The sequence below is a fragment of the Nonlabens spongiae genome (assembly GCF_002117125.1).
In the GTDB taxonomy this organism is placed as follows: Bacteria; Bacteroidota; Bacteroidia; order Flavobacteriales; family Flavobacteriaceae; genus Nonlabens; species Nonlabens spongiae.
Genome location: NZ_CP019344.1, coordinates 2,208,982 through 2,231,909 on the forward strand (window position 1 = coordinate 2,208,982; position 22,928 = coordinate 2,231,909).

General features: G+C 40.8%; 16 protein-coding genes. 5 read left to right on the forward strand and 11 right to left on the reverse strand.

The window, feature by feature from the left end; genetic code table 11:
* Window positions 1–70 precede the first annotated feature (70 nt).
* The 3 genes from BST97_RS10190 (at window position 71) to BST97_RS10200 (ending at window position 4,697) form a co-directional block, all read left to right on the forward strand.
* Window positions 71–973, forward strand: coding sequence for a GLPGLI family protein (locus tag BST97_RS10190; protein ID WP_169711563.1), 903 nt, complete (start codon window positions 71–73; stop codon window positions 971–973).
* Between the two features lie 88 nt (window positions 974–1,061).
* On the forward strand, window positions 1,062–1,922 hold the full coding sequence (locus BST97_RS10195) for a GLPGLI family protein (protein WP_085767135.1): 861 nt from the start codon (window positions 1,062–1,064) through the stop codon (window positions 1,920–1,922).
* A gap of 75 nt (window positions 1,923–1,997) precedes the next feature.
* The gene (locus BST97_RS10200; protein WP_085767136.1) at window positions 1,998–4,697 is read left to right on the forward strand and encodes a carboxypeptidase regulatory-like domain-containing protein; all 2,700 of its coding nucleotides are present in this window, start codon (window positions 1,998–2,000) and stop codon (window positions 4,695–4,697) included.
* Between the two features lie 91 nt (window positions 4,698–4,788).
* Here the strand turns inward: BST97_RS10200 and hemW are convergent, their stop codons facing one another.
* Window positions 4,789–5,919, reverse strand: a complete 1,131-nt coding sequence (gene hemW / locus BST97_RS10205; protein ID WP_085767137.1) for a radical SAM family heme chaperone HemW — start codon at window positions 5,917–5,919, stop codon at window positions 4,789–4,791.
* A gap of 242 nt (window positions 5,920–6,161) precedes the next feature.
* On the opposite strand from hemW, the gene BST97_RS10210 reads away from it, so the two are divergent.
* Together BST97_RS10210 and BST97_RS10215 are read left to right on the forward strand one after the other, a co-directional pair.
* On the forward strand, window positions 6,162–7,109 hold the full coding sequence (locus tag BST97_RS10210) for a serine hydrolase (RefSeq protein WP_085767138.1): 948 nt from the start codon (window positions 6,162–6,164) through the stop codon (window positions 7,107–7,109).
* Window positions 7,081–9,900, forward strand: coding sequence for an Npt1/Npt2 family nucleotide transporter (locus BST97_RS10215; protein WP_085767139.1), 2,820 nt, complete (start codon window positions 7,081–7,083; stop codon window positions 9,898–9,900). The genes BST97_RS10210 and BST97_RS10215 overlap by 29 nt, the downstream gene beginning before the upstream one ends.
* 66 nt (window positions 9,901–9,966) lie before the next feature.
* Here BST97_RS10215 and trxA read toward each other — a convergent pair whose 3' ends face one another.
* The 10 genes from trxA to atpA form a co-directional block, all read right to left on the reverse strand.
* Window positions 9,967–10,287: a thioredoxin gene (gene trxA, locus BST97_RS10220; protein ID WP_085767140.1), complete on the reverse strand. Its 321-nt coding sequence runs from the start codon at window positions 10,285–10,287 to the stop codon at window positions 9,967–9,969.
* Window positions 10,288–10,373: 86 nt separating this feature from the next.
* A complete protein-coding gene (gene dnaE, locus BST97_RS10225) occupies window positions 10,374–14,723 on the reverse strand; it encodes a DNA polymerase III subunit alpha (protein WP_085767141.1) in 4,350 nt (1,449 codons plus the stop codon).
* Between the two features lie 184 nt (window positions 14,724–14,907).
* Entirely contained in the window at window positions 14,908–15,354 is a 447-nt protein-coding gene (locus BST97_RS10230; protein ID WP_085767142.1) for a ferritin-like domain-containing protein, read from the reverse strand.
* A 217-nt stretch (window positions 15,355–15,571) separates the two neighbouring features.
* Window positions 15,572–17,746 carry a prolyl oligopeptidase family serine peptidase gene (locus BST97_RS10235; RefSeq protein ID WP_085767143.1) on the reverse strand — a complete coding sequence of 725 codons (2,175 nt, stop codon included), beginning with the start codon at window positions 17,744–17,746 and terminating at the stop codon, window positions 15,572–15,574.
* 55 nt (window positions 17,747–17,801) lie between these two features.
* A complete protein-coding gene (locus BST97_RS10240) occupies window positions 17,802–18,797 on the reverse strand; it encodes an aspartate-semialdehyde dehydrogenase (protein WP_085767144.1) in 996 nt (331 codons plus the stop codon).
* 75 nt (window positions 18,798–18,872) lie between these two features.
* The gene (locus BST97_RS10245; protein WP_157111607.1) at window positions 18,873–19,217 is read right to left on the reverse strand and encodes a hypothetical protein; all 345 of its coding nucleotides are present in this window, start codon (window positions 19,215–19,217) and stop codon (window positions 18,873–18,875) included.
* 167 nt (window positions 19,218–19,384) lie between these two features.
* The gene (locus BST97_RS10250; RefSeq protein ID WP_157111609.1) at window positions 19,385–19,834 is read right to left on the reverse strand and encodes a hypothetical protein; all 450 of its coding nucleotides are present in this window, start codon (window positions 19,832–19,834) and stop codon (window positions 19,385–19,387) included.
* Window positions 19,835–20,025: 191 nt separating this feature from the next.
* On the reverse strand, window positions 20,026–20,901 hold the full coding sequence (gene atpG / locus BST97_RS10255; RefSeq protein ID WP_085767147.1) for an ATP synthase F1 subunit gamma: 876 nt from the start codon (window positions 20,899–20,901) through the stop codon (window positions 20,026–20,028).
* A 30-nt stretch (window positions 20,902–20,931) separates the two neighbouring features.
* Entirely contained in the window at window positions 20,932–21,279 is a 348-nt protein-coding gene (locus tag BST97_RS10260; RefSeq protein WP_085767148.1) for a four helix bundle protein, read from the reverse strand.
* A gap of 35 nt (window positions 21,280–21,314) precedes the next feature.
* Window positions 21,315–22,889, reverse strand: a complete 1,575-nt coding sequence (atpA, locus tag BST97_RS10265) for a F0F1 ATP synthase subunit alpha (protein WP_085767149.1) — start codon at window positions 22,887–22,889, stop codon at window positions 21,315–21,317.
* Window positions 22,890–22,928: the final 39 nt, after the last annotated feature.

Below are 22,928 nucleotides of genomic sequence, written 5' to 3' on the forward strand. Positions count from 1 at the left end.
GATGTTAACCCTGCTTAACTCGTTTGTATTCAGAATCCTCTCATCTTTGAATCATCAAAAAACAAACATCATGAATAATTTACTACTTAGTTTGATTTGTTTTGTTCTCGCTTTCGCGAAAGCGGAAACAGCACAAGCACAACAAGACTTCAAAGGAGTTGCTACTTACCAAAGCAAAATGATCTTCAAAGAAAAAGAGAAAGATGGTGACAGCGAGGAAAAAGCCAAAGCCAATTCCAAAATGAGTCCAGAGATGCAGGCCGCCATGAAAAAAGCGCTGGAAAGTGCCGGACAAGCAGAATTCACCTTAAGCTTCACCAAAGACGAATCACTTTATGAGAAAGTGGAAGAGCTCGCAAAACCAAAGCCCAGTTCAGGAATAACCATCCAGATAACTGGCGGTGGTGGAACCTATGGAACTACCTATAAAAACCTAAAAGAAGGGGTTTTTAAGCGCGAGGACCAGATCATGACCAAAGAATTTCTCATTACTGATGAGCTGGAAGAATTCAACTGGGAAGTGACTGGCGAGACCAAGCAAATAGGAAATTATATGGCAATCAAAGCTGTGCTCAAACCTAAGCCTAAAACCGAAGAAGAACTCGCAGAGGAAAAGAAAAAGGAAGAAGAAGCCAAGAAAAAAGAAGAAAATGGAGAGAACGATGGACTCTTCAGTATGATCGAGGTAGAGGCAAAAGAAACTACAGCATGGTTCACACCCCAGATTCCAGTAAGCAATGGTCCTGGAAAATACCACGGGTTACCAGGTCTCATCTTAGAACTTAATGAAGGTAACACGGTGATTCTATGCAGCAAGATCGAGCTCAATCCAGAAAAATTCGAATTGAAAGAACCTAAATCAGGCAAGAAAATAGGTTTAGAAGAATTCAGAGAGCTACGTGACAAAAAGCAGAAAGAACTGATGGAGCGGTTCAAAAGCAAAAAAGGCGGTGGAGTATTCTTTGGCGGATAAGTTAAAATAAAGTTAACTAACGAAACTATTTACAGCTTAAACAGTCTCATAGGCGCATATGCAAATCATATTTTAAAGAAAATCAATTATGAGATTTCTAGTTTCAATTTTTGCCTTGATCGTGAGCTTGAGTGGAGTCGCTCAAGAATTTTATGGAGAGGCTACCTATATGTCAAAAACCACCATGGATACTAGCTGGTTACCAGAAGGTCGTGAGATGTCACCACAGCGCAGGAAACAAATTGAGGAGCGCATGAAAAAATTTGGTGAGAAAACCTACGTACTCAAATTCAATCGCAATGAGAGCATTTATAAAGAGGAGCGCGAGCTATCTGCACCAGGCGGTGGCGGTAGAGGCTGGGGAAACATGATGGGAACTGCCATGGGCGGTGACAAGTATAAAAACCTAGCTGATGGACAATGGGTGGAGCAAAGAGACATGTTTGGAAAAATGTTTCTTGTAAAAGACTCAATCCAGCAAATGGAATGGAAGATCACTGGAGAGACAAAGCAAATAGGTCAGTATCAAGTGATCAAAGCTTTAGGAACAAAGAAAAATGATGAGCTGGACTGGTCCTCTTTCAGACGCCGCCGCCCTAATAATAACGAAGAGAAAAAGAAAGACAGCGTTGCCCTGGCGGAAGGAAAAATGGACGAGGTCTTCAAACAAGATCCTACTACTCAAGTTACGGCGTGGTTTACACCACAAATACCAGTTCAGCATGGACCGGGAGAATATTCAGGATTACCAGGACTCATTCTGGAAGTAAATGCGGGTAGAACTACGCTACTCTGCAATAAGATCGTTGTCAATCCTGAAGAACAGGAAGAAATAGATCCAGCCGAAAAAGGTGAAGTGGTAAGCGAGGAAGAATACAATTCCATGTTCAAGAAAAAAATGGAAGAAATGAGCCAGCGATGGAGAGGTCGTGGTCGCGGCCGTAGATAAATTTAAAGACACACATTTGTGCGAGAACGTTTACCTAACCAAAGGTTCTCGCATTTTTTACATCCCAAAATCAAAATGAAAAAAACTCTACTCATTTTCCTTGCCTTGATTTGCCTTGTGGGCACTCTCAAAGCACAATCCGTCAAAATAACGGGTGTTGTTGTGGACAGCCTAGGGCAACCACTTCAGATGGCAAACGTAATTGCCTATCAAAAAGATAAGAATCTTGGTGCATTTGGTATCACAAATGATGCAGGCCGATACCAACTTTTGGACCTAAAAAAAGACAGTACCTACGTAGTGAAGGTTTCCTTTTTAGGCCTTAAAGCAGTTGAAGACACCATTAAAAATATTCAAACTGACCTAGAGCGCAACTATGTTCTGCTAGAGGGCCCTGATGAACTCGATGCGGTCAATATCGTTTATGAAATGCCCGTTTCCATTAAAGGAGATACCATCGTTTACAACAGTGATAGCTTCACTAATGGAACGGAGCGTAAACTGGGCGAGGTACTCCAAAAACTACCTGGTGTAGAAGTCAATGAGGATGGTGATGTACAAGTAGAAGGTAAAGCCGTGGAGAAGATTAAAGTAAATGGGAAGGATTTCTTTGAAGGGGATACTCGATTAGCCACTAAAAACATACCCGCAAATGCCATTGATAAAGTCGAAGTACTTAGAAACTACAACGACGTAGGTCAGTTAAAAGGCCTAGGTAATGATCAAGACCGTATTGCCATAAATATTAGACTCAAAGAAGGAAAGGAAAATTTCTGGTTTGGTGATGGAACTGCCGCGGTAGGTTACGGAGGATTAGACGAGCGTTACCTTATCCAGCCTAAAGCTTTTTATTACAGTGATAAACTTTCAGTTAACATCCTGACTGATCTAAATAATTTAGGACAACCTGCTTTTACCAGCAGAGACTATTTCAGATTTGTTGGATTCAGAAGAGGAAATACTCAAGATACAGGAGGCGGAATCAATGTAGGTACTGCCAGCGCTTTTTCCCCTATTCAGGTAAGTAATGCAACAAATGTAGAAACCAAGTTTGCTGCGGTCAACAGTATATGGAACGCTTCAAAAACTTTGGATATTAAGACGTTTGGTATTTTCAACCGAACAGATTCTGATGCCGCTTTCATCAATCAAAACATTTTTATCGATAGTGGACTCGAAGAAACGCGAACTCAAAGTACACAAGAGGAAGTAAATTCTGCATTATTTAAGCTAGGCGCAGACTTTAAGCCAAACGAAAATCTCACGCTGGACTACGACGGGCAATTCAGTATTACGAATGAGGAATCTATGACCCAAAGAATTTCTCAATCGCAGAGAGGAACTGAAGAAGTTGATGAATTGCGTAATCAAAATCCTTACACCTTTGATCAATCTTTGAATGGATATTACACTCTAGGTGAGAAGAATGTCTTTTCCTTAGAAACTCGATTTTTAAATCAAGAAGAAGATCCATTTTTCAATGCCTCAAGAGATTTATTGGGAATAGACGATCCTGCCCCTTTTAATGAACTAGGACTAGAAGAAGCCGACCCATATATCCTTAATCAAAACAGACTGGTACGCACAAATAAGTTTGATGCAAAACTGGACTACTGGTATGTGCTTAACAAAAAAAGCAATCTTAACGTCATTACTGGTACAACGATATCAAGTCAGGATTTCAATACCAGCATATTTCAAACGCTAAACGATGGCTCAACTAATTCACTAGACAGCGATACAGTAGGTAACGATGTTGATTTTGATTTCAGGGATTTGTATGCAGGTCTTAGATATAAGTTTATTACTGGAAAATTCACTTTTACACCAGGTCTTATTGCGCATAGCTTTCAGACAAAGGACTTTCAGAACAGTTCAGAGAATAAAATCAATACAGAGCGCGTCTTACCAGAGCTAAATATCAGATACGACCTACGTAGCTCGCAGTCTCTAACCTTAGATTATAATCAAACTGTTCAATTTAATGATGCAGATTCCTACGCTGAAGGTTTAATACTTTCAGGGTTCAACGGTTTGAGAGTTGGAAATAATCAACTAGAGGGCGTCATAAATGACCGTATTAGATTGCGTTACAACGACTTCAACATGTTCAACTACCAGTTTGTAAATGCTAACGTTACTTACACTAAAACTAGAGATGCTATTCAAAGCAATACGATTCTGAGAGGCATTAATACTGTGAGTCAAAGTATCAATTCTGTATTTGCAAATGAATCACTTTCTGGTGGTGGTACTTACAGCAGAGAGATCAAAAAAATTCAAACTGGCTTGTCTGCAAATGCTTCTTATAACATCTTTAATAACGTTATCAACGGTGACAATCAAGAATCTGTGAATTTTAATCATAGCTATTCCATATTCGGTAGATCTAACTTTCAAAAAGGAGTGAACTTTAATGTGCGATATACACTGGGATTTGCTGATAACGACAACGGTCAGTTTACCAATGAATCCACTACTAATACAATCAACTTAGATGCAGACTGGCAGATAGGTAAAAGATGGTTCCTTCAGGCAGATTATGATTATAACATTTTCAGAGCGACAGGAGATGTTGAAAACACATTTGATTTCTTGAACGCCACATTAAGATATCAGAAGCCTGAGTCAAAATGGGAATACTCTTTGATTGCAAGAAATATACTGGATCGTGATGCTCGAGTAAACAACTCGTTTGGTCAGATTGTTTCCAGTACTTCCAGCACATTTGTGCTACCACGATACGTGTACTTTCAAGTACGTTTTGATTTATAGAATTAGCCTTTTATCAAATCACATTAGAGCAGCCTTCGGGCTGCTTTTTTGATATAACAATTTTGATGGTTTCTGCTTTCGCGAAAGCGTACTAACTCAAATTCAACATAAACAGCTCACTTGCGATACCGTCACTTAAAAACTTCCCTTTGCGGGTGACTTGTAAAACATCGCCATCCAAAAATAGATAGTGATCTTTCAAATAGTTTTGTGCTTGGGACAAAAGATATTCCTTGAATTCTAAACCAAAATCCTGCTCGATTCTATCTAGGGAAACACCATAAATCGTACGCAGGCCTGTCATGATATATTCATTGTAACGATCTACGGTAGAAAGTTCTTCTATCTCAATAGGTAAAGTATCAGCCTCAATGGCCTTCATGTATTTGACATTATTGTTGATGTTCCAGCCTCTTCTTTTTCCATCAAAACTGTGCGCGCTGGGACCAATTCCCAAATAACTTTTACCGGTCCAGTACGCAGTGTTGTTTTTTGAAAAATATCCTGGCTTCCCAAAATTTGAAAATTCATAATTTGTAAAGCCTTTATCAGCCATCACTTCCAGCAAAATATCAAAATGACGCTGTGCTGTCTCATCCTTAACTTGAGGAATAATTCCTTTTTCGATAAAAGATTTTAACGGAGTATGATCCTCTACCGTTAATGCATAGCTGGAAATGTGAGGAACTCCTAATTCAATTGCTGTTTGGATATTTTCTCGCCACTCCTCATCGCTCAAACCAGGTATTCCATAAATGAGGTCGATTGAAATATTTTCAAAAGACTTTTTGGCGAGTTCAATGCATTCTCTAGCCTCATTTTGGTCATGCGCCCTGTTCATGAGCTTGAGATCCCGTTCATAAAAGCTCTGGACGCCTATGGACAATCGGTTTATGGAGGATCTTGAGAGGTTTTCAATTTTTTCAGGTGTCAAATCATCTGGATTTGCTTCTAGAGTAATTTCAGGATTTAAGACCACTTGATAATTATCGTAAACCGCGGCGATGATTCTCTCGACCTGTTCCACGGTAAGCACACTGGGTGTTCCCCCACCAAAATATATGGTCTCAACAGTTCCTGGCTGCTCATCTTTGCGCAATTTCAGTTCCTTAACTAGGGCATCTACCATACGTGATTTGTACTTATCACTCGTGCTGAAATGAAAATCGCAATAATGGCAAGCTTGTTTGCAAAAAGGTATGTGGATGTAAATTCCGCTCAAAAGTTCAATTTATCTAAGTGCAATATTAACAGTAAAATTTTTGGACTGCAGGATGTCAAAATGGTGGTAAAATGTAATTTTATACTTATACAATACGACTAGAGTTTTAACGTTATATGCTTGAGAATAAGCGACTAAATTTCGTATGTTGGCATCGTTTATGCACTATTGTGAATAAATTAAGAAATTTTATGAATCGATACATATCTGTTGTTTTTTGCATTGCTGTTTTTATGACTTGCATGCCTTTGAAATCCGCTTTCGCGAAAGCGAACTTAAAAACTACCCCCCTCAACCTTGAGACGAGCAATGATGATGGCGGTGAAGAACTTGCAGCAGAAGTAGTTACTTATCAAAATCCCGCCCTTCAGCTCGCCTTACAAGATCAGATCATGGCAAATCCTAGATGGAGCGCTCTTATCAAACAGAAAAGAATGTCTATAAGTCTTGTGGACCTCAACGACATGAGCGACATACATTATGCAGCCATAAATGGCGATCATATGATGTATGCGGCCAGCATGCCCAAGATTGCGGTACTCTATGCCGCTTTTGATGCTATTGAGGAAGGCGATCTACCGTTTACCAAAGAAATTCAGAAAGACATGTGGCTCATGATCTCAAAATCAAACAATGCTGCGTCTACTAGAATGATCGACCGAGTTGGTTTTCAACGCATTGAAGATTTAATGTGCAATCCTGAAAATCCATTTTATGATAAAGATGGCGTGGGTGGTTTATGGGTAGGTAAGCGCTATGCCGCTCAGGGTAAGCGTAATCCTGAACCCCTTAAAGGTTTAAGCCATGCTGCCACCACAAGTTCTGTCGCAAAATTATACTATCAACTAGCTACTGGCCAGCTGATTAACGAGAAGCGTAGTGAGCAGATGCTTAAATATCTTAAAGATCCTAGCTTACATCACAAGTTTGTAAATACGCTGGACCGTATCGCCCCAGAGGCGACGCTTTTTAGAAAAAGTGGCTCTTGGAGAAACTGGCACTGTGACTCGGTTATGGTTTATGATGAAGCTCGTAGCAAACACTATATTCTTGTAGCGATGGTAGAACACCCTAATGGCGAAAAGATTATAAGAAATTTAGTACGCCCTGCCGAACTTGCTCTGGATCAAAGTGCTATTTTGGCACCGACCCCAGACTCAAATGAAACAGTTATCACAGCAGGTACATAAGTTTTTTGATGTAAGAGAGGGAGAGCTTTCCATAAGTCTATGGATGTTCTTTTACATCTTTCTGGTCATTTGCGCATTACTGATAGTTAAACCTACAGTCAATGCGCTTTTTTTATCTGAACTGGGCGCTGACGCTCTCGCTGAAGCTTTCATAATTACTGCGGTTGTTGCGGTCATTTTAAGTTATATCTATAACAAGTCACTTGAACGTTATGCCCTGCGACATGTCATAAGGACTACATTATATACCTTCTCAGGAATATTTGTAATAATGGGTGGCCTGGTGGCTCTAGGTCTAGTAAGTGGACTAGTCGCTTACCTATTCTACATATTTGTAGGAATGTTTGCATTACTGGCTACGAGTCAGTTCTGGGTGCTGGCAAACGTTGTTTTTAATGTACGTGAAGCCAAGAGGCTTTTTGGTCTTATAGGATCAGGCGGAATTCTAGGCGGTATTGTGGGAGGCTACCTCACTTCATTGCTTGCGCAGAGTTTAGGGAACAGCGTTCTGATTGTTATGGCTGGTATCATGATCGCTTCTTGCGTTTTTATATTTAAAAAAATCTGGAAGGATCGGGTACAAAATCTGAGCAAGTACAAACGTAAAGAGCGCGCTACCGTTTCTACAGAGTCCAGTATCAATCTCATTTTCAAATCGCGGCACCTCTCCTTTCTCGCAGCAACCATAGGGCTAGGTGTGCTGGTAGCAAAATTGATCGATTATCAATTTAGTAATATCGCCTCCACACAAATACCTGATGCTAAGGATCTGGCGGCATTTTTTGGGTTTTGGTTTTCTACATTTAACATCGTTTCTCTGGGTATACAGCTATTTGTTACTCGGCATATTTTGGAACGTACAGACATAGGAATCAGTCTTGTGGTTTTGCCACTAGGGGTCATTGCTTGTTGCCTACTTTTATTGGTCTTCCCTGAATTATGGATTGTTATAATATTGAAAGGTCTGGATGGAAGCCTGAAACAATCGTTGCACAAAAGCTCCGTAGAACTTCTAGCCCTTCCCATTCCCAGCGATGTTAAAAACAAGACTAAAACCTTTATTGATGTGGTTGTGGACAGTCTTGCAACAGGTCTGGCGGGCTTGTTTCTCATTTTTATCATTAGAGGTTTACAACTACCCTCAGAGACCATTACCGCACTCATTATTTTCCTCGTGGTAGCTTGGGTATACATCGTCTATCGCGTGAGGGATACGTATCTAGGAACTTTCAGAGAAAGTATTATGAGTCGCGAGGCTTTGGATAAAAGAAAGCGATCCACTGCTCAGATCAGAAAAAACATGCGGTTAATATTTGAAACTGGTTCAGATCAGGATATTCTAAATATGCTAGAGCGTGTTCCAGAAGTTGCACATTCCAGCCTAGTTGATCCAGTCAGAGCTTTGCTGATGCATGACAATTTGAAAATCAAGGCAAAAGCCGTCGAACATATAGAATTCCTCACTAATAGACCTATTCCTGAAATTCAGGATTTGTTGAAATACCGTGATAATGATCTAATAATTGCGGTTATGGATTATCTCATCTCCCAAGATCGTATAGCCTATCACTTTTATGAGAACTATCTCAACGACGAGGATGATTTTACAGCCACGGCTGCTCTTCTCGCCCTCGCCAGAAACGCAAAAGACAATCCTAAACTTGCCGAAAAGTATAATCTTGAGCTAAGAGTCAATATTTATATCGATGAGCTGGAAAGCTCTGACAGCGACCTAAGAATTCCTGAGATCATACGATTGATTGAGACTTTGGGATTTGTAAAGGATTCTCGATATCACGGCATTATTGAGAGATATCTGAACCACCAGAATCCGCTGCTTAAAACTGCTGCGATTAATGCGGCTGGAACGCTAGCCCTAGATCGCTTCTTGCCTATTCTGTTCAGGGAGCTTGATGATTTCAGCTTTCGCGAAAGCGTAACAACAGCAATAGCTAAATATGGTAACCATATCATCCCGAGACTGGAAAGGAAATACTTGGATCAGAACGAATCGATTCAAGTCAAGCTTTTGATTCCTGAAATAGTTGCGTCCATTAAAACGGAAAGATCTTTTAGAACACTCGTTAGAATGTGTTTAAATGGTAATTTTAAAGCACGGACACGCTCTAGCCAATTGCTCTATGAATGGCGAGAGAGTGGTTGCCCTTATAAAATCCGGTCTAGAATATTACGTACGGCGGTGAATAAAGAGGTTAATCTTCACAAGCTGCTTTTGAACAATTATTTTTCTCTGAAAATTATAGAGCGTTCTGCCTTGAATCCAAATAAGGTTATCTCACTCCCAGAGAAAACGGCTCGTACTCATTTGATCAATCAAATCAAAGCAGCAATGGATGAAGGTTTGAAACGCATTTTTCACTTGCTGTCTCTTTTTTATGAACCAGAAGATGTATTTATCGCCTATCGTGGTCTTGTAAGCAATAGAAGGGAATCTAAATTAAATGCGCTGGAATACCTAGATGGACTGCTTGGACGTAATTTGAAAGGTTTGCTTTTCCCTATCATTGAAAGCGGTATCATCAATGCAGATCTGGATTCAGATGCCTACCACTCAAAGGTAGATCTGATGAACGAGGAAACATGTTTTAAGACTTTGGCAGATATAGGGGATCAATCTATCAACTTAAAATTGCTAGACCTTATTGAATTTGTGGAAAAGGATTACTCGATTACGGTACTCCGCGCTTTCAGATCTTCTGGCAATGAGGCTATAGCCGTAAGAGCCATGGAACTACTGGACGAGCGCAGACCCGATTCAAAAACTGCATAAAAAAACGGTCTCAAGTTTAATCTATAAAACTTGAGACCGTTTTCTTTTATTTAGTAACTCTATCTTCTAGTTAAGAAGAGAATCTAGTGCTTCTGTATAAGCGTTTTTAGGCGCTACACCTACTTGGCGGCCTACGACTTCACCGTTTTGGAAAATCAAAACCGTAGGTATGTTTCTTACGCCATACTTAGCGGCAAATTCTTGGTTTGCATCTACATCCATCTTACCTACGACTGCTTTTTCAGCATACTCGTCTGAGACCTCATCAATGATGGGACCTACCATTCTACATGGACCACACCATGCTGCCCAAAAGTCAACCATTACTGGTTTATCACTTTGCAAAACTGTTTCTTCAAAGTTTGCATCTGTTATTTCTAAAGCCATAATTTCTAATTATTAAAGTACAAAAATATCGAAAAAAGCAAGCATGACAGCCACCGCTTCATATAACTTACTTATATCTTCATAGATCAGGACACTCCATAATTAATCCCAAGATCATCTAGCATATTCAACAAATCTGTGGTGACATTTACTTTGGTAGATTTACTGTTCATATTGATCAGGATTTTTTCCTCGTGATCTTTTAAACAAAAGGAAAGATGATGATCGCCCTGATGCGATTCCATGGTCTGTTTTAAACGCTCAATAGTAGGTTCAAGTACTTCATTTACATGAAGCTCAATCTCTATTTTTTTTGCACTCGATGCCATGACATCTTGTAATTGTTGCATCTGTAAAAATTGGATGCGTGGATCACGTGGTTTGCCCGTTTTCTTATCCATCCAACCTTGTTGAATTTTCACTTTGCAGTATAGAAAGGTATTTGGAACCAAGAAATGCCTGAACTTCAAATAATCCTCACCAAACAGCCTGAACTCGTAAGTTTCTTCATAATCCTCTATTGTAAAAGCTCCCCAAGGCTTGTTTGACTTACTCACAAGATGCTTAGTTTCTGTAACTACACCACAAAAAGTCAACTCCCTGTTCACCAAACTTTGCAGATCATTCAGCGAGGCTAAGTTTGAATTGCAGAAGAACTCAATTTCTTTTTTATAATCATCCAGCGGGTGACCTGAAATATAGATTCCTACTACTTCTTTCTCTCGCTTGAGTTTCTCCATGGTTCCCCAGTCCTCGCACACCGGTAATTGTGGTTCTGGAATCTGAACCTCGCTGGCCTCACCAAAAAGACTTACTTGAGCACTGTTTTCATTCTCTTGAAACTTCTGAGCATATTTGATCACCTGTTCCAAGAAAATCTGACCGTTTTCAAATTGGTGGAAAAATTGCGCCCTATTCTCACCTCCTAAACCATCGAATCCACCACTCAACGCCAGGGCTTCAAATGACTTTTTGTTTGCCGCGCGTAGATCAATGCGTTTTGCCATATCAAAAATGCTGTGGTAAGGTGCTTCTTGCCTGTTTTCAATAATCGTCATCACCGCACCGTGACCCAAGCCTTTTACAGCACCCATCCCAAAACGAACGGCGCCTTGAGGGTTTACTGTAAATTTATAGTTGGATTCATTCACATCAGGACCTAATACATCAAGCCCCATACGTCGACACTCGTCCATGAACTTGGTTACGTCCTTGATGTTATTCATGTTATTAGATAGCGTCGCTGCCATGAATTCAGCAGGGTAATTGGCTTTCAAATAAGCAGTTTGATAGGCAATCCAAGCATAGCAAGTACTGTGTGACTTATTAAATGCATAAGCAGCAAAAGCTTCCCAGTCTTTCCAGATTTTCTCTAAAACCTCGCGTGGGTGACCGTTTGCCTCGCCACCGTCAAGGAATTGTGGTTTTAGTTTTTCTAGCAAGGCAAAGATTTTTTTACCCATCGCCTTACGCAAGACATCTGCATCACCTTTTGAGAAATTGGCTAATTTCTGGCTTAAAAGCATCACCTGCTCCTGATAGACCGTAATACCATAGGTTTCTTCAAGGTATTCTTCCATGGCGTCCAGATCATATACAATTTCCTTGCGGCCGTGTTTACGATCAATAAAATCTGGGATATATTCCAGCGGTCCCGGACGGTACAGCGCGTTCATCGCGATCAGGTCAGCAAACTGGGTGGGCTTGAGCTCGCGCATGTATTTTTGCATACCGGCACTCTCATACTGGAAGATCCCCACAGTTTCTCCTCTCTGGAACAGTTCATAGGTTTTGGCATCATCCAGCGGTATGGCCTCGATGTCCAATTCAATGTTGTGCCGCTCTTTAATAATTGCTATGGTATCCTTGATCTGACTCAACGTCTTCAATCCCAAGAAGTCCATCTTTAGAAGACCGGCACTTTCTACGACCTCATTGTCAAACTGGGTCACATAGAGCTCAGAGTTCTTTGCGGTGGCGATCGGGACAAAATTTGTCAGCGCATCTGGTGTGATGATTACTCCACAAGCATGTACTCCCGTATTCCTAACCGATCCTTCTAGAATTCTTGCTTGTTTGATCGTTTCTGCAGCGAGATCGTCACCTTCTGAAATTTGAACCAGCTCCTCCACCATGGATGAATCATCTCCACGAAATTTTGAACTAATCTCGTTAGGCGCTAGAGCGAAAATCTTTTTCAACTTGGCAAAATCAGGGATCAATTTCGCCACGTGGTCGGCCTCATTGAGCGGTAGATCGAGAACACGAGCGGTATCCCGAATAGATGACTTTGCCGCCATGGTGCCGTAGGTAATGATTTGCGCTACCTGATCAGAGCCGTATTTGTCGATCACGTAGTCCATGACCTTTCCACGGTTCTCATCGTCAAAGTCGATATCAATATCGGGCATGGACACACGATCAGGATTCAAGAAACGCTCAAAAAGTAGATCGTAATGAATAGGGTCTACATTAGTAATCCAAAGGCAATAGGCCACTGCACTTCCCGCAGCCGAACCACGACCGGGACCTACGGCAACTCCCATATTGCGTGCTGCTTTGATAAAGTCCCATACAATCAAAAAGTAACCAGGGTAACCTGTCTTTTGAATGGTGTCCAACTCAAAATCAAGTCGCTCTTTAATCTTTGGAGTAATTTCTCCATAGCGTTTTTTGGCACCTTCATAAGTGAGGTGACGCAAGTACGCATTCTCACCACGCTTCTTATCATCGATCTCATCTTGTGGATCGATAAATTGCTCGGGAATCTCAAAAGCCGGAAGCAAAACATCTCGCGCCAGTTCATAAGGCTCTACCTTATTAATTACTTCCTTGATGTTCAGTATAGCCTCTGGAAGATCCTTAAAAATCTCCTTCATCTCATCGCTGGACTTGAAGTAATATTCTTGATTGGGCAGTCCATAGCGATAGCCGCGACCGCGACCTATAGGTGTTGCCTGCTTCTCATTATCTTTTACACAAAGCAAAATATCGTGGGCATTAGCATCTGCCTTGTCTATGTAATACGTATTGTTTGAAGCGACCATTTTTATGTTATGCTTTCGCGAAAGCGTAATCAACACCTCATTTGCACGATCTTCATCTTCTTGACCGTGACGCATGATCTCTACATATAGATCTTCCCCAAACTGTTCTTTCCACCAAAGCAGCGCTTCTTCAGCCTGATTTTCACCTATGTTGAGGATCTTTGAAGGTACCTCGCCGTACATGTTACCAGTAAGAACAATCAGGTCTTCTTTGAACTGTTCAATGAGTTTTTTATCTATACGCGGCACGTAGTAAAAGCCGTCGGTATAGGCCTTGCTCGCCATTTTTGCGAGGTTGTGGTAGCCGTTTTTGTTTTTGGCAAGGATTACGATCTGATAACCATTATCCTTATGACTGCGATCGTGCATGTCTTCACAAACCTGAAACTCACAGCCTATGATGGGCTTGATCGGTTCTTTCTCACGACCTTCTTCTTGATCTGCAAGGCTCGCGTTATGCGCCTTTACCGCTTTAACAAAGTGGAAGGCACCCATCATGTTTGCATGGTCGGTCATCGCGACGGCGGGCATATCGTTTGCCGCAGCAGCCATGACCAAATCCTGAACGCTGGCGGTGGATTGTAGTATGGAAAACTGACTGTGATTATGAAGATGGGCAAAGGGCGCATCGCTGATCTCATTGAGGTTTTCCTTGATCTCAGCTTTGGAAATTGCGGGTGTGTCGTCCGTCTTGAGCTTTTCTGAGGCTTTTTTGAGATTGATATGCTCAATGCCTACGGGCTGGATGGTGGAGGGGTTGCTTTCGCGAAAGCGTGCAAAATAATCGGGCTGTACACCTAATTGCTGCGCAGTATATTGCTGCTTACGGATGAGTTCCAAAAAACAGCGAGTGGTCGCCTCAACGTCTGCCGTAGCGTTGTGCGCCTCATCAAAAGGCTCATTGAAAAGAAACTCGTGAAGCTCCGTAAGTGTAGGCAACTTGAATTTACCACCACGCCCGCCTGGAATCTGGCAGAGCTGTGCGGTATGCTCCGTACAGGTGTCCAGTACGGGAATTTCCTGGAGTTTATTGCCTATTTGGGTGCGTTCAAACTCGGCACCGGTAACATTGAGGTCAAACTTGAGGTTCTGACCTACGACAAATTTTGTTTTCTCGAGTGCCAGATTGAACTCGGCGAGCATTTCCTCGAGTGCGATACCTTCCTTCTCAGCAAGTGCGGTAGAAATTCCATGAATGCGCTCTGCGTCATAGGGAATGTCAAAACCATCTGGACGGATCAAATAATCCCGATGCTCGATCAAGCGCCCCATCTCATCGTGCAACTGCCATGCGATCTGTATAACGCGTGGCCAGTTATCGATGTCTTTATAGGATGCGTCCCAGCGTTTGGGTAGACCGGTAGTCTCGGTATCAAAAATGAGGTACATAGGCAAAGGGTTGTGGTGCAGACACTTGAAGCGAGACTAGATTTACATCTGTCTCGCTTCGAAATTATAAAATCTGATGGCCTTTGCCTAAATTTTTAACGCAGAGTAGTCTTATGGTTTTGAACAAATAATCCCACTCAATTTCTCGAGTGGGATCTTCATCAACTAAATCAACTTAACTAACCTATGCGATGTCTTCCATCTGCTCTACTTTGTTCAATGCAGATTGAATGTTGTCTCTATGTTTTGTTAGTACGTTACGCGTTGAAGCTGGTAGCGTGCTATCGTTAATTACTTCGTTATATTCCTCTACAGCAGCTTTTTCACCTCTGATAGCTTCTTCTAGAACAGACTCTTCATTATCAGTACTAAAAGTGGATTTAATATTCATCCATGCTCTATGTGCATCTCCAGCTACGGAAGTTCCTTTATCTGGTTCCTGACCAAAGCTTTTGATTTCGTCTTTCAATTCATGTCCAAAATTGTATCGTTCCTGCGCTTGAGATGCGAAAAAATCTTTAAGACGAGTACTTTTCACATTTTCCTTAGCGGTTTTGTAACCTGCTTCAGCGTCGTAATTTTTCTCAAGTAAATTGTTTAGTTTATTGGAAACTTCTTTTGTATAGCTCATTTTTTCTAGTTTTTTAAGTTACCCTAAAACTAAGAGTATAATGCAGTCCAATTTGGCTTGTTAATAGGATCTTCAAATAAGTTTAGCACGTTATTTACAGTTAAATACTAAATATTTGATTTGTGCTAAATTCCTTAACCAAGTCGACCTTGGTTTTAACAAAAAATGCCCGATGAAATTTAATCACCGGGCACTCTGATATTATCAAAACTTAGCACTACATTTTTATATCGCTGTTCTCTGGTAATTCCTCAAATCCCATATTGTACAGGGCAAATCCATAGATATCGGTCCATTCTTGAATTTGTTGCTCTGTTGACTTACCTGCTCCGTGACCTGCATCAGTTTCTATTCTTATAAGAGTAGGGTTCGATCCTTGCTGCTTTGACTGTAGCTCTGCAGCAAATTTGAACGAATGCGCTGGAACTACTCTATCATCATGGTCACCTGTTGTAATCATAGTTGCTGGATATTCCACTCCATCCTTGACATTGTGAATAGGAGAATAGCCTTTCAAGTATTCAAACATTTCCGGGCTTTCTTCAGCAGTTCCATAATCGTAAGCCCAACCCGCACCAGCGGTGAATTTGTTATATCGTAGCATATCCAAAACACCTACCGCTGGAAAAGCTACACCTGCAAGATCTGGTCTTTGAGTCATAGTAGCGCCTACCAGCAGCCCACCGTTTGAACCACCTTGAATGGCGAGGTAATCTGTCGAAGTATAATTATTTTCCTTTAACCACTCTCCTGCGGCGATAAAGTCATCAAATACATTTTGCTTTTGCATCTTAGTTCCGGCATCGTGCCATTTCTTACCATACTCACCACCACCACGTAAGTTAGCAACGGCATAAACACCTCCCATTTCCATCCACGCCGCTCTTGTAATCGAGAATGATGGATTCAGCGAAATATTGAAACCTCCATAACCATAAAGTATGGTGGGGTTTTTACCATTTAGTTCGAGTCCTTTTTTATGAGAAATGATCATAGGAATCTTGGTACCATCTTTTGATTTGTAGAAGACCTGCTTACTCTCATAGTTTTCGCTGTTGAACTTGATTTCTGGCTTTCTAAACAGTTTTGAACTCCCTTCTTCAATGCTATATTTATAAATGCTAGAAGGTGTAGTATAATTTGTGAAACTATAATACAATGAGGTATCATCCTCCTTAGCACTAAAACCACCTACATTGCCTATTCCAGGGAGTTCAACCTCACGTACTAAATTCCCCTCGTAATCATATTGCTTAACTTGAGAAACAGCGTCAACCATGTATTCAGCAAAAATGTAGCCTCCTCCCGTAGATGGTGATAAAACATGATCTGTTTCTGGGATCAAATCTTTCCAGTTAGCTGGACTAGGATCTTTTAGGTTAGTGGTTACAATTCTTTGATTGGGAGCATTGTAATCTGTTACTAACCACAGTTTATCACCCTCGTTGTGCAGTAAATAAGTATTAGTATCAAAATTATCTACCACGGGAATGAAGTCTCCCTTGCTATCCAGTTTCTTGATAAACATTTTATTACCATTTGTAGAAGTGCTGGCGGATATCACAAGATACTTTTGATCGTCTGTCACACCTCCACCTATGTAGCGGTATTTCTGGTCTGGTGTGCCACCAAAAACTACTTTATCCTCAGATTGCGGTGTGCCCAATTTATGATAATACAATTTATGCTGATCAGTCATGGCGCTCAACTCGCTCCCATCTGGTTTGTCATAACTGCTATAATAGAACCCGTCAGTGCCTTTCCAAGAAACCCCAGAGAACTTTACATCCATTATGGTGTCGCCCAGTTTTTGCATGGTTTTGGTATCGAGGGTAATAATCTTTCTCCAGTCGCTACCTCCCTCACTGATCATGTAGGCAAACAAAGAACCGTCTTTAGAAAAGCTAGACCCTCCTAGCGACGTGGTCCCTTTTTCACTAAAAGTATTTGGATCTAGAAAGACCTCCGCTTTTGAAACGTCTTCATCGTTTTTATGACGATAGATCACACTTTGGTTTTGGAGTCCATCATTCTTATAAAAATAGGTGTAGTCACCTTCTACAAATGGAGCGCTAACCTTTTCATAATTCCAGAGCTCGGTGAGTCGGTTTTTTATGCTTTCGCGAAAGCGTATATCTGACAAGTAATCTTGAGTCACGGCATTTTGTGATTTTACCCATGCTCCTGTTTCCTCACTCATGTCATCTTCAAGCCAGCGGTAGGGATCTGCGACCTCGTTGCCGTGATAGATATCTACCGTATCCACCATTTTAGTCTCTGGATACTTTATCATTTTATTTTCTGCTATTTGATTTTCTGACATTTCTTTGTCTTCATCTTTACAGGAAACGATTGCGAGAATTGCAAGCGCAGGTGCGATCCATTTTTTCATTCTTATCGATTTTAGAACTGGGTTTATTTGACCTTCTAAAGATAGGAAACTTGAACTAGCTCGTCACCAGCTCATTTGCTATCAAGTACGATGCTATCTGAACTGCATTTGTGGCGGCGCCTTTGCGTAGATTGTCTGCAACGATCCACATGTTTAATGTTTTTTCTTGTGAGTGATCACGTCTTATGCGACCCACAAAAACATCGTTCTTACCATGAGCAGTCAAGGGCATAGGGTACAAATTTACATCTGTATTATCTTGAACGGTTACCCCTGCAGTCTCAGAAAGAATTTTGCGCACTTCGTTTATTTCAAAATCCTGCTCAAACTCTACATTTACTGACTCTGAATGCCCTCCCATTACAGGGATACGCACAGCTGTTGCAGTTACGGCAATGGATCTATCTCCCAGAATTTTTTGTGTCTCGCGGACCAATTTCATTTCCTCCTTAGTGTACCCGTTTTCCTCAAAGACATCACAATGGGGCAATGCATTTTCATGTATGGGATAAGGATAGGCCATTTTATCTTTGATGCCGGCTGCCTCGTTTTGTAATTGCTGTACAGCGGCCACACCAGTTCCCGTGATAGATTGATAGGTAGAAATTACGAGCCTTTTAATTTGGTACTTTGTATGAAGACCAGAGAGAGCGAGCACCATCTGGATGGTACTGCAGTTTGGATTGGCTATAATTTTATCAGATGGTTTAAGTTGGTCGGCATTAATTTCAGGAATAACGAGAGGTTTGTCCTGGTCCATACGGAATGCAGATGAGTTGTCGATCACCGTAGTTCCAACTTCGGCAAACTTAGGAGCAAACTCTTTACTTACATCACCTCCTGCTGAGAAAAGAGCTATGTGTGGTTTTTTTGCGATAGCATCTTCCATCGAAACACATTTTAATGCCTTTTCTTTGAAAATTATTTCTTTACCTACGGATTTAGATGACGCGACTAGAATAAGTTCTGTCACGGGTAAATTTTCCTCCTCAAGGACTTTCAACATTACCTGACCCACCATACCAGTAACTCCTACAACTGCAATTTTCATGATCTTAGAATTAAGCTCACAAAAATATTATGGAGGGTCTAGTTCATAGGAGTCTTAAGAGGTTTTTATGAGATACTATTTTACGATGCGCATATCCTCTAACTTCACAATTTTACTGCTTCCATTCTTTGTTTTCAGCACAACCACAGCTTGTCGATCGCTGATACCAAACATGCTGTCATCAAGCATATGTTGAGACTCGTCAAATACTACCAAAATCTGAGGGTTCTTATTCCCAATTTTACTGATCATAGAGGACTTCATCTGCCTGAAATAAGCATAGTCAATCTCGACTCCCTCAAACATAAGTGCTGAGAGATACATTCTGTAGACCTTAGTATCTTCAGCAGCGGCGTCTTGTCCGGTCATGATGTATGGTTGCTCAAATCTCACTCCCCAATCACGACTATCAAAGACCAAGCCCTTACTGGTTTTATAATTTTGATTAGAACACGAAACAAAAAATATAGTTAGTACTGTAAACACTATGGTAGACGCTTTCATGACCTGGAGGAATTGATTCAATTAAAGATAAATAAAAAAGCGAGGGACTACCTCGCTCTTTATCGAATAAATAAGATTAATCGTTAAACGCCCGCTTTAGTATAGAATGGAACTCTTATGTCTTCTATTTTGATTATTTTCTGTGCTTGGAGAACCTTGATGATAATAACCGCTTGATCTGGTTCTAAATCGTAAGGAAAATCTGTGAGCTGATTCTCCATTATATCAAACCAGATTCTATAGCGAGGTTTCTCGCCATCTACAAACTCAACAGTTTGACTATGCATGCCATCAAAGTACACTTTTTCAATTTGAGAGTTTTTGAATAAATTGGCCGGGAGATAAAGTTTCTTTTGATTTTCACTACATGACTGACTCACTTCAGAAGTAATTAGAAAAGGTCGCTCTAACTTTTTATCCTTTAGCCAGTCAGTACTTTTAAATGTTAAACCTTTATGGTTTTGATAATTCCTTGCTGGAGCACAAGATCCCAATGTTAGTACTACCGAGATCATAAATAGAAAGGAGCGCATTACATATCAATTTAGGGACTGTGAAGATAGTAATTTCCTTTACAGAACCTAGTTAAATCCTTATATATCAGTTAAATTACATGAATCTTACTATTCAAAGAGTCCTAGTGTATTTTGTCGATATTCTAAGCATAACATCAAAAAAAAGCAGAACGATTGTTCTGCTTTTTAAATATTTCTTTGAATTAAAGTTAATCATTTAAGGCTTCAGCACCTCCTACGATTTCTAGAATTTCATTAGTAATTGCAGCCTGACGAGCTTTATTATATGTAAGCTTCAACTGATCTCTTAACTCGGTTGCATTATCAGTTGCCTTGTGCATAGCTGTCATACGTGCTCCATGTTCACTGGCCCATGAATCCCTTACAGCTTTATACAGTTGCATTTTGAGTGATTTAGGAATCAACTCTTCGATTATCTCAATCTTGGATGGCTCAAAGATGTAATCCATCTCTTTTTGCTTTTGCAAGGCCTCAGCATCTTGAGCTACTGGTTTAAGTGGTAAGAAATCCTCCGTACGGACGATCTGTGTAGCGGCATTCTTAAAACTATTGTATACGAGAATGATTTTATCAAATTCATTTGTCGCAAACAACTCCATTAATTCTTCAGCGATAACGGCAACATTTTCAAAGGAAATGTCATCAAACAGATCGCTTTTGTTAGATAGAACTGTTCCATCCTTACTCACGAAGTCGTTAGCCTTTTTACCTACGGTCATGTAGGATACCGCAACTCCCTTCAATTCATTTTGATTGAGACGGATCAATTCTTTAATAATATTAGAATTGAATGCACCCGCAAGACCTCTATTTGAGGTGACGGCCACAACAAGCGCTCTTTCCACATCTCTTTGCTCAGCATAAACGCTTCCAGCGTCCCCTTCAAGAGTTGAGCTTAAGCTCTGTAGTATTTCGGTAAGCTTATCAGAATACGGACGCATCGCTGTAATGGCATCTTGTGCCTTCTTGAGCTTTGCCGCACTCACCATCTTCATCGCAGATGTGATCTGCATAGTTGAAGATACTGAGGAGATTCTGTTTCGTATTTCTTTTAAATTAGCCATTTTTTCTAATTAAGAATTTAGAGTGCTGAATTAAGAATTGGTTGATTTAATAATACTAACGAGCAACCTGATAATTTCATCGAGCTGCTTATAGTAATTCTCAATTTTATAGTCTCTTGTAACATCTAAAACGTCCAACCAAAATTCTACTTCTTCAGCCTCCTTTAGTGCAATTTTTAACTTATTTGCAAAGTCTTTAGTACTCGAACCTCTTTGAGACTCTCTAGTATTGGCACCTATACTTGTCCCAGCCCTTAAAAGCTGAGACGCGAGTTCATAATCTTTGTTTTCTTTCAGTTTATCACTTAGAAATACAATCTGACAAGCAAACTCAAAAGTTTTATCAACTACGGCATTATTTCTTTTACGATATCCCATTTATAAATTCTGAATTCATAATTCAGCATTCATAATTAGTAACGTGAAGAAAGATCCTTTGCAACAGAAGTAAGCGTGTCTATTACTTCATCTGTCAATTTACCAGACTTGATGGTATCAAGAACACCTCTATGCTTAGCATTCAAAAGCTCTAGATAGTCCTTCTCAAACTCTTTTACTTTTTCAACTGGCACATTTCTCAACAAGTTCTTAGAACCAGCATAGATAATTGCCACCTGATCCTCTACTGTGTAAGGATTGTTTTGAGCTTGTTTCAAGATCTCAACGTTACGCTTACCTTTCTCGATGATGTTAAGTGTCGCAGCATCTAGATCACTACCAAATTTCGCGAAAGCTTCCAATTCACGATACTGAGCTTGATCAAGTTTCAATGTTCCCGATACCTTCTTCATGGACTTGATCTGAGCAGATCCACCTACACGAGATACAGAAATACCTACGTTAATCGCTGGACGCACACCCGAGTTAAATAAGTCAGACTCGAGGAAGATCTGTCCATCAGTAATCGAGATTACGTTAGTTGGGATATAAGCTGATACGTCACCCGCTTGTGTTTCAATAATGGGCAGAGCCGTTAGCGATCCACCTCCTTTAACTAATGGCTTCAAGCTCTCAGGCAGATCGTTCATATTTTGAGCAATAGCATCATCATCAATCACTTTTGCAGCACGCTCTAATAGTCTTGAGTGAAGGTAGAAAACGTCACCTGGATACGCTTCACGCCCTGGTGGACGGCGTAGCAATAATGACACCTCACGGTAAGCTACCGCTTGCTTAGATAAATCATCATACACAATAAGTGCAGGACGACCTGTATCACGGAAGTATTCCCCTATCGCCGCACCCGCAAATGGAGCATATACCTGCATAGGAGCTGGGTCAGATGCATTTGCAGCAACGATAGTAGTGTAGGCAAGAGCTCCAGCTTCTTCAAGAACTTTTGCAATGTTTGCCACGGTAGAAGCCTTTTGACCTATTGCAACATAGATACAGTAAACAGGCTCACCAGCGTCATAAAATTCTTTTTGGTTGATGATGGTATCAATACATACTGTAGACTTACCTGTCTGACGGTCACCGATAACCAACTCACGTTGTCCTCTACCTACTGGAATCATTGCGTCGATAGACTTGATACCGGTTTGCATAGGCTCTGTTACAGGCTGGCGATAGATTACTCCAGGAGCTTTACGCTCAAGTGGCATTTCATACAATTCTCCAGAGATAGCACCTTTCCCATCGATAGGCTCTCCTAGAGTATTTACAACACGACCTACGATACCTTCACCCACTTTAAGGGAAGCAATACGCTGGGTACGTTTTACGGTATCACCTTCTTTGATCTGTGTAGATGGTCCCAATAGAACGACACCCACATTATCTTCTTCAAGGTTCAGTACGATTCCCTCAAGACCGCTTTCAAAAGAAACCAGCTCACCATACTGGGCGTTAGAAAGACCGTAAACGCGAGCGATACCATCACCCACGGTAAGAACGGTTCCCACCTCGTCTAGAGAAGCGGTGGCGTCAAAACCTGATAATTGTTGCTTGAGTATTGCAGATACTTCTGCTGGATTTACCTCTGCCATCTTTTGTTTTTTATTCTCTTTATTGTTTTACGCTTTCTT

Bases quoted from the DNA above. Each gene is read 5' to 3' on its own strand.
- BST97_RS10250 (WP_157111609.1), bottom strand. From the start codon at position 19,834: ATGCGCTCCTTTCTATTTATGATCTCGGTAGTACTAACATTGGGATCT.
- BST97_RS10230 (WP_085767142.1), bottom strand. From the start codon at position 15,354: ATGAGCTATACAAAAGAAGTTTCCAATAAACTAAACAATTTACTTGAG.
- BST97_RS10235 (WP_085767143.1), bottom strand. From the start codon at position 17,746: ATGAAAAAATGGATCGCACCTGCGCTTGCAATTCTCGCAATCGTTTCC.
- BST97_RS10210 (WP_085767138.1), top strand. From the start codon at position 6,162: ATGCCTTTGAAATCCGCTTTCGCGAAAGCGAACTTAAAAACTACCCCC.
- dnaE (WP_085767141.1), bottom strand. From the start codon at position 14,723: ATGTACCTCATTTTTGATACCGAGACTACCGGTCTACCCAAACGCTGG.
- BST97_RS10190 (WP_169711563.1), top strand. From the start codon at position 71: ATGAATAATTTACTACTTAGTTTGATTTGTTTTGTTCTCGCTTTCGCG.
- atpA (WP_085767149.1), bottom strand. From the start codon at position 22,889: ATGGCAGAGGTAAATCCAGCAGAAGTATCTGCAATACTCAAGCAACAA.
- BST97_RS10240 (WP_085767144.1), bottom strand. From the start codon at position 18,797: ATGAAAATTGCAGTTGTAGGAGTTACTGGTATGGTGGGTCAGGTAATG.
- BST97_RS10215 (WP_085767139.1), top strand. From the start codon at position 7,081: ATGAAACAGTTATCACAGCAGGTACATAAGTTTTTTGATGTAAGAGAG.
- BST97_RS10195 (WP_085767135.1), top strand. From the start codon at position 1,062: ATGAGATTTCTAGTTTCAATTTTTGCCTTGATCGTGAGCTTGAGTGGA.
- trxA (WP_085767140.1), bottom strand. From the start codon at position 10,287: ATGGCTTTAGAAATAACAGATGCAAACTTTGAAGAAACAGTTTTGCAA.
- BST97_RS10260 (WP_085767148.1), bottom strand. From the start codon at position 21,279: ATGGGATATCGTAAAAGAAATAATGCCGTAGTTGATAAAACTTTTGAG.
- atpG (WP_085767147.1), bottom strand. From the start codon at position 20,901: ATGGCTAATTTAAAAGAAATACGAAACAGAATCTCCTCAGTATCTTCA.
- BST97_RS10200 (WP_085767136.1), top strand. From the start codon at position 1,998: ATGAAAAAAACTCTACTCATTTTCCTTGCCTTGATTTGCCTTGTGGGC.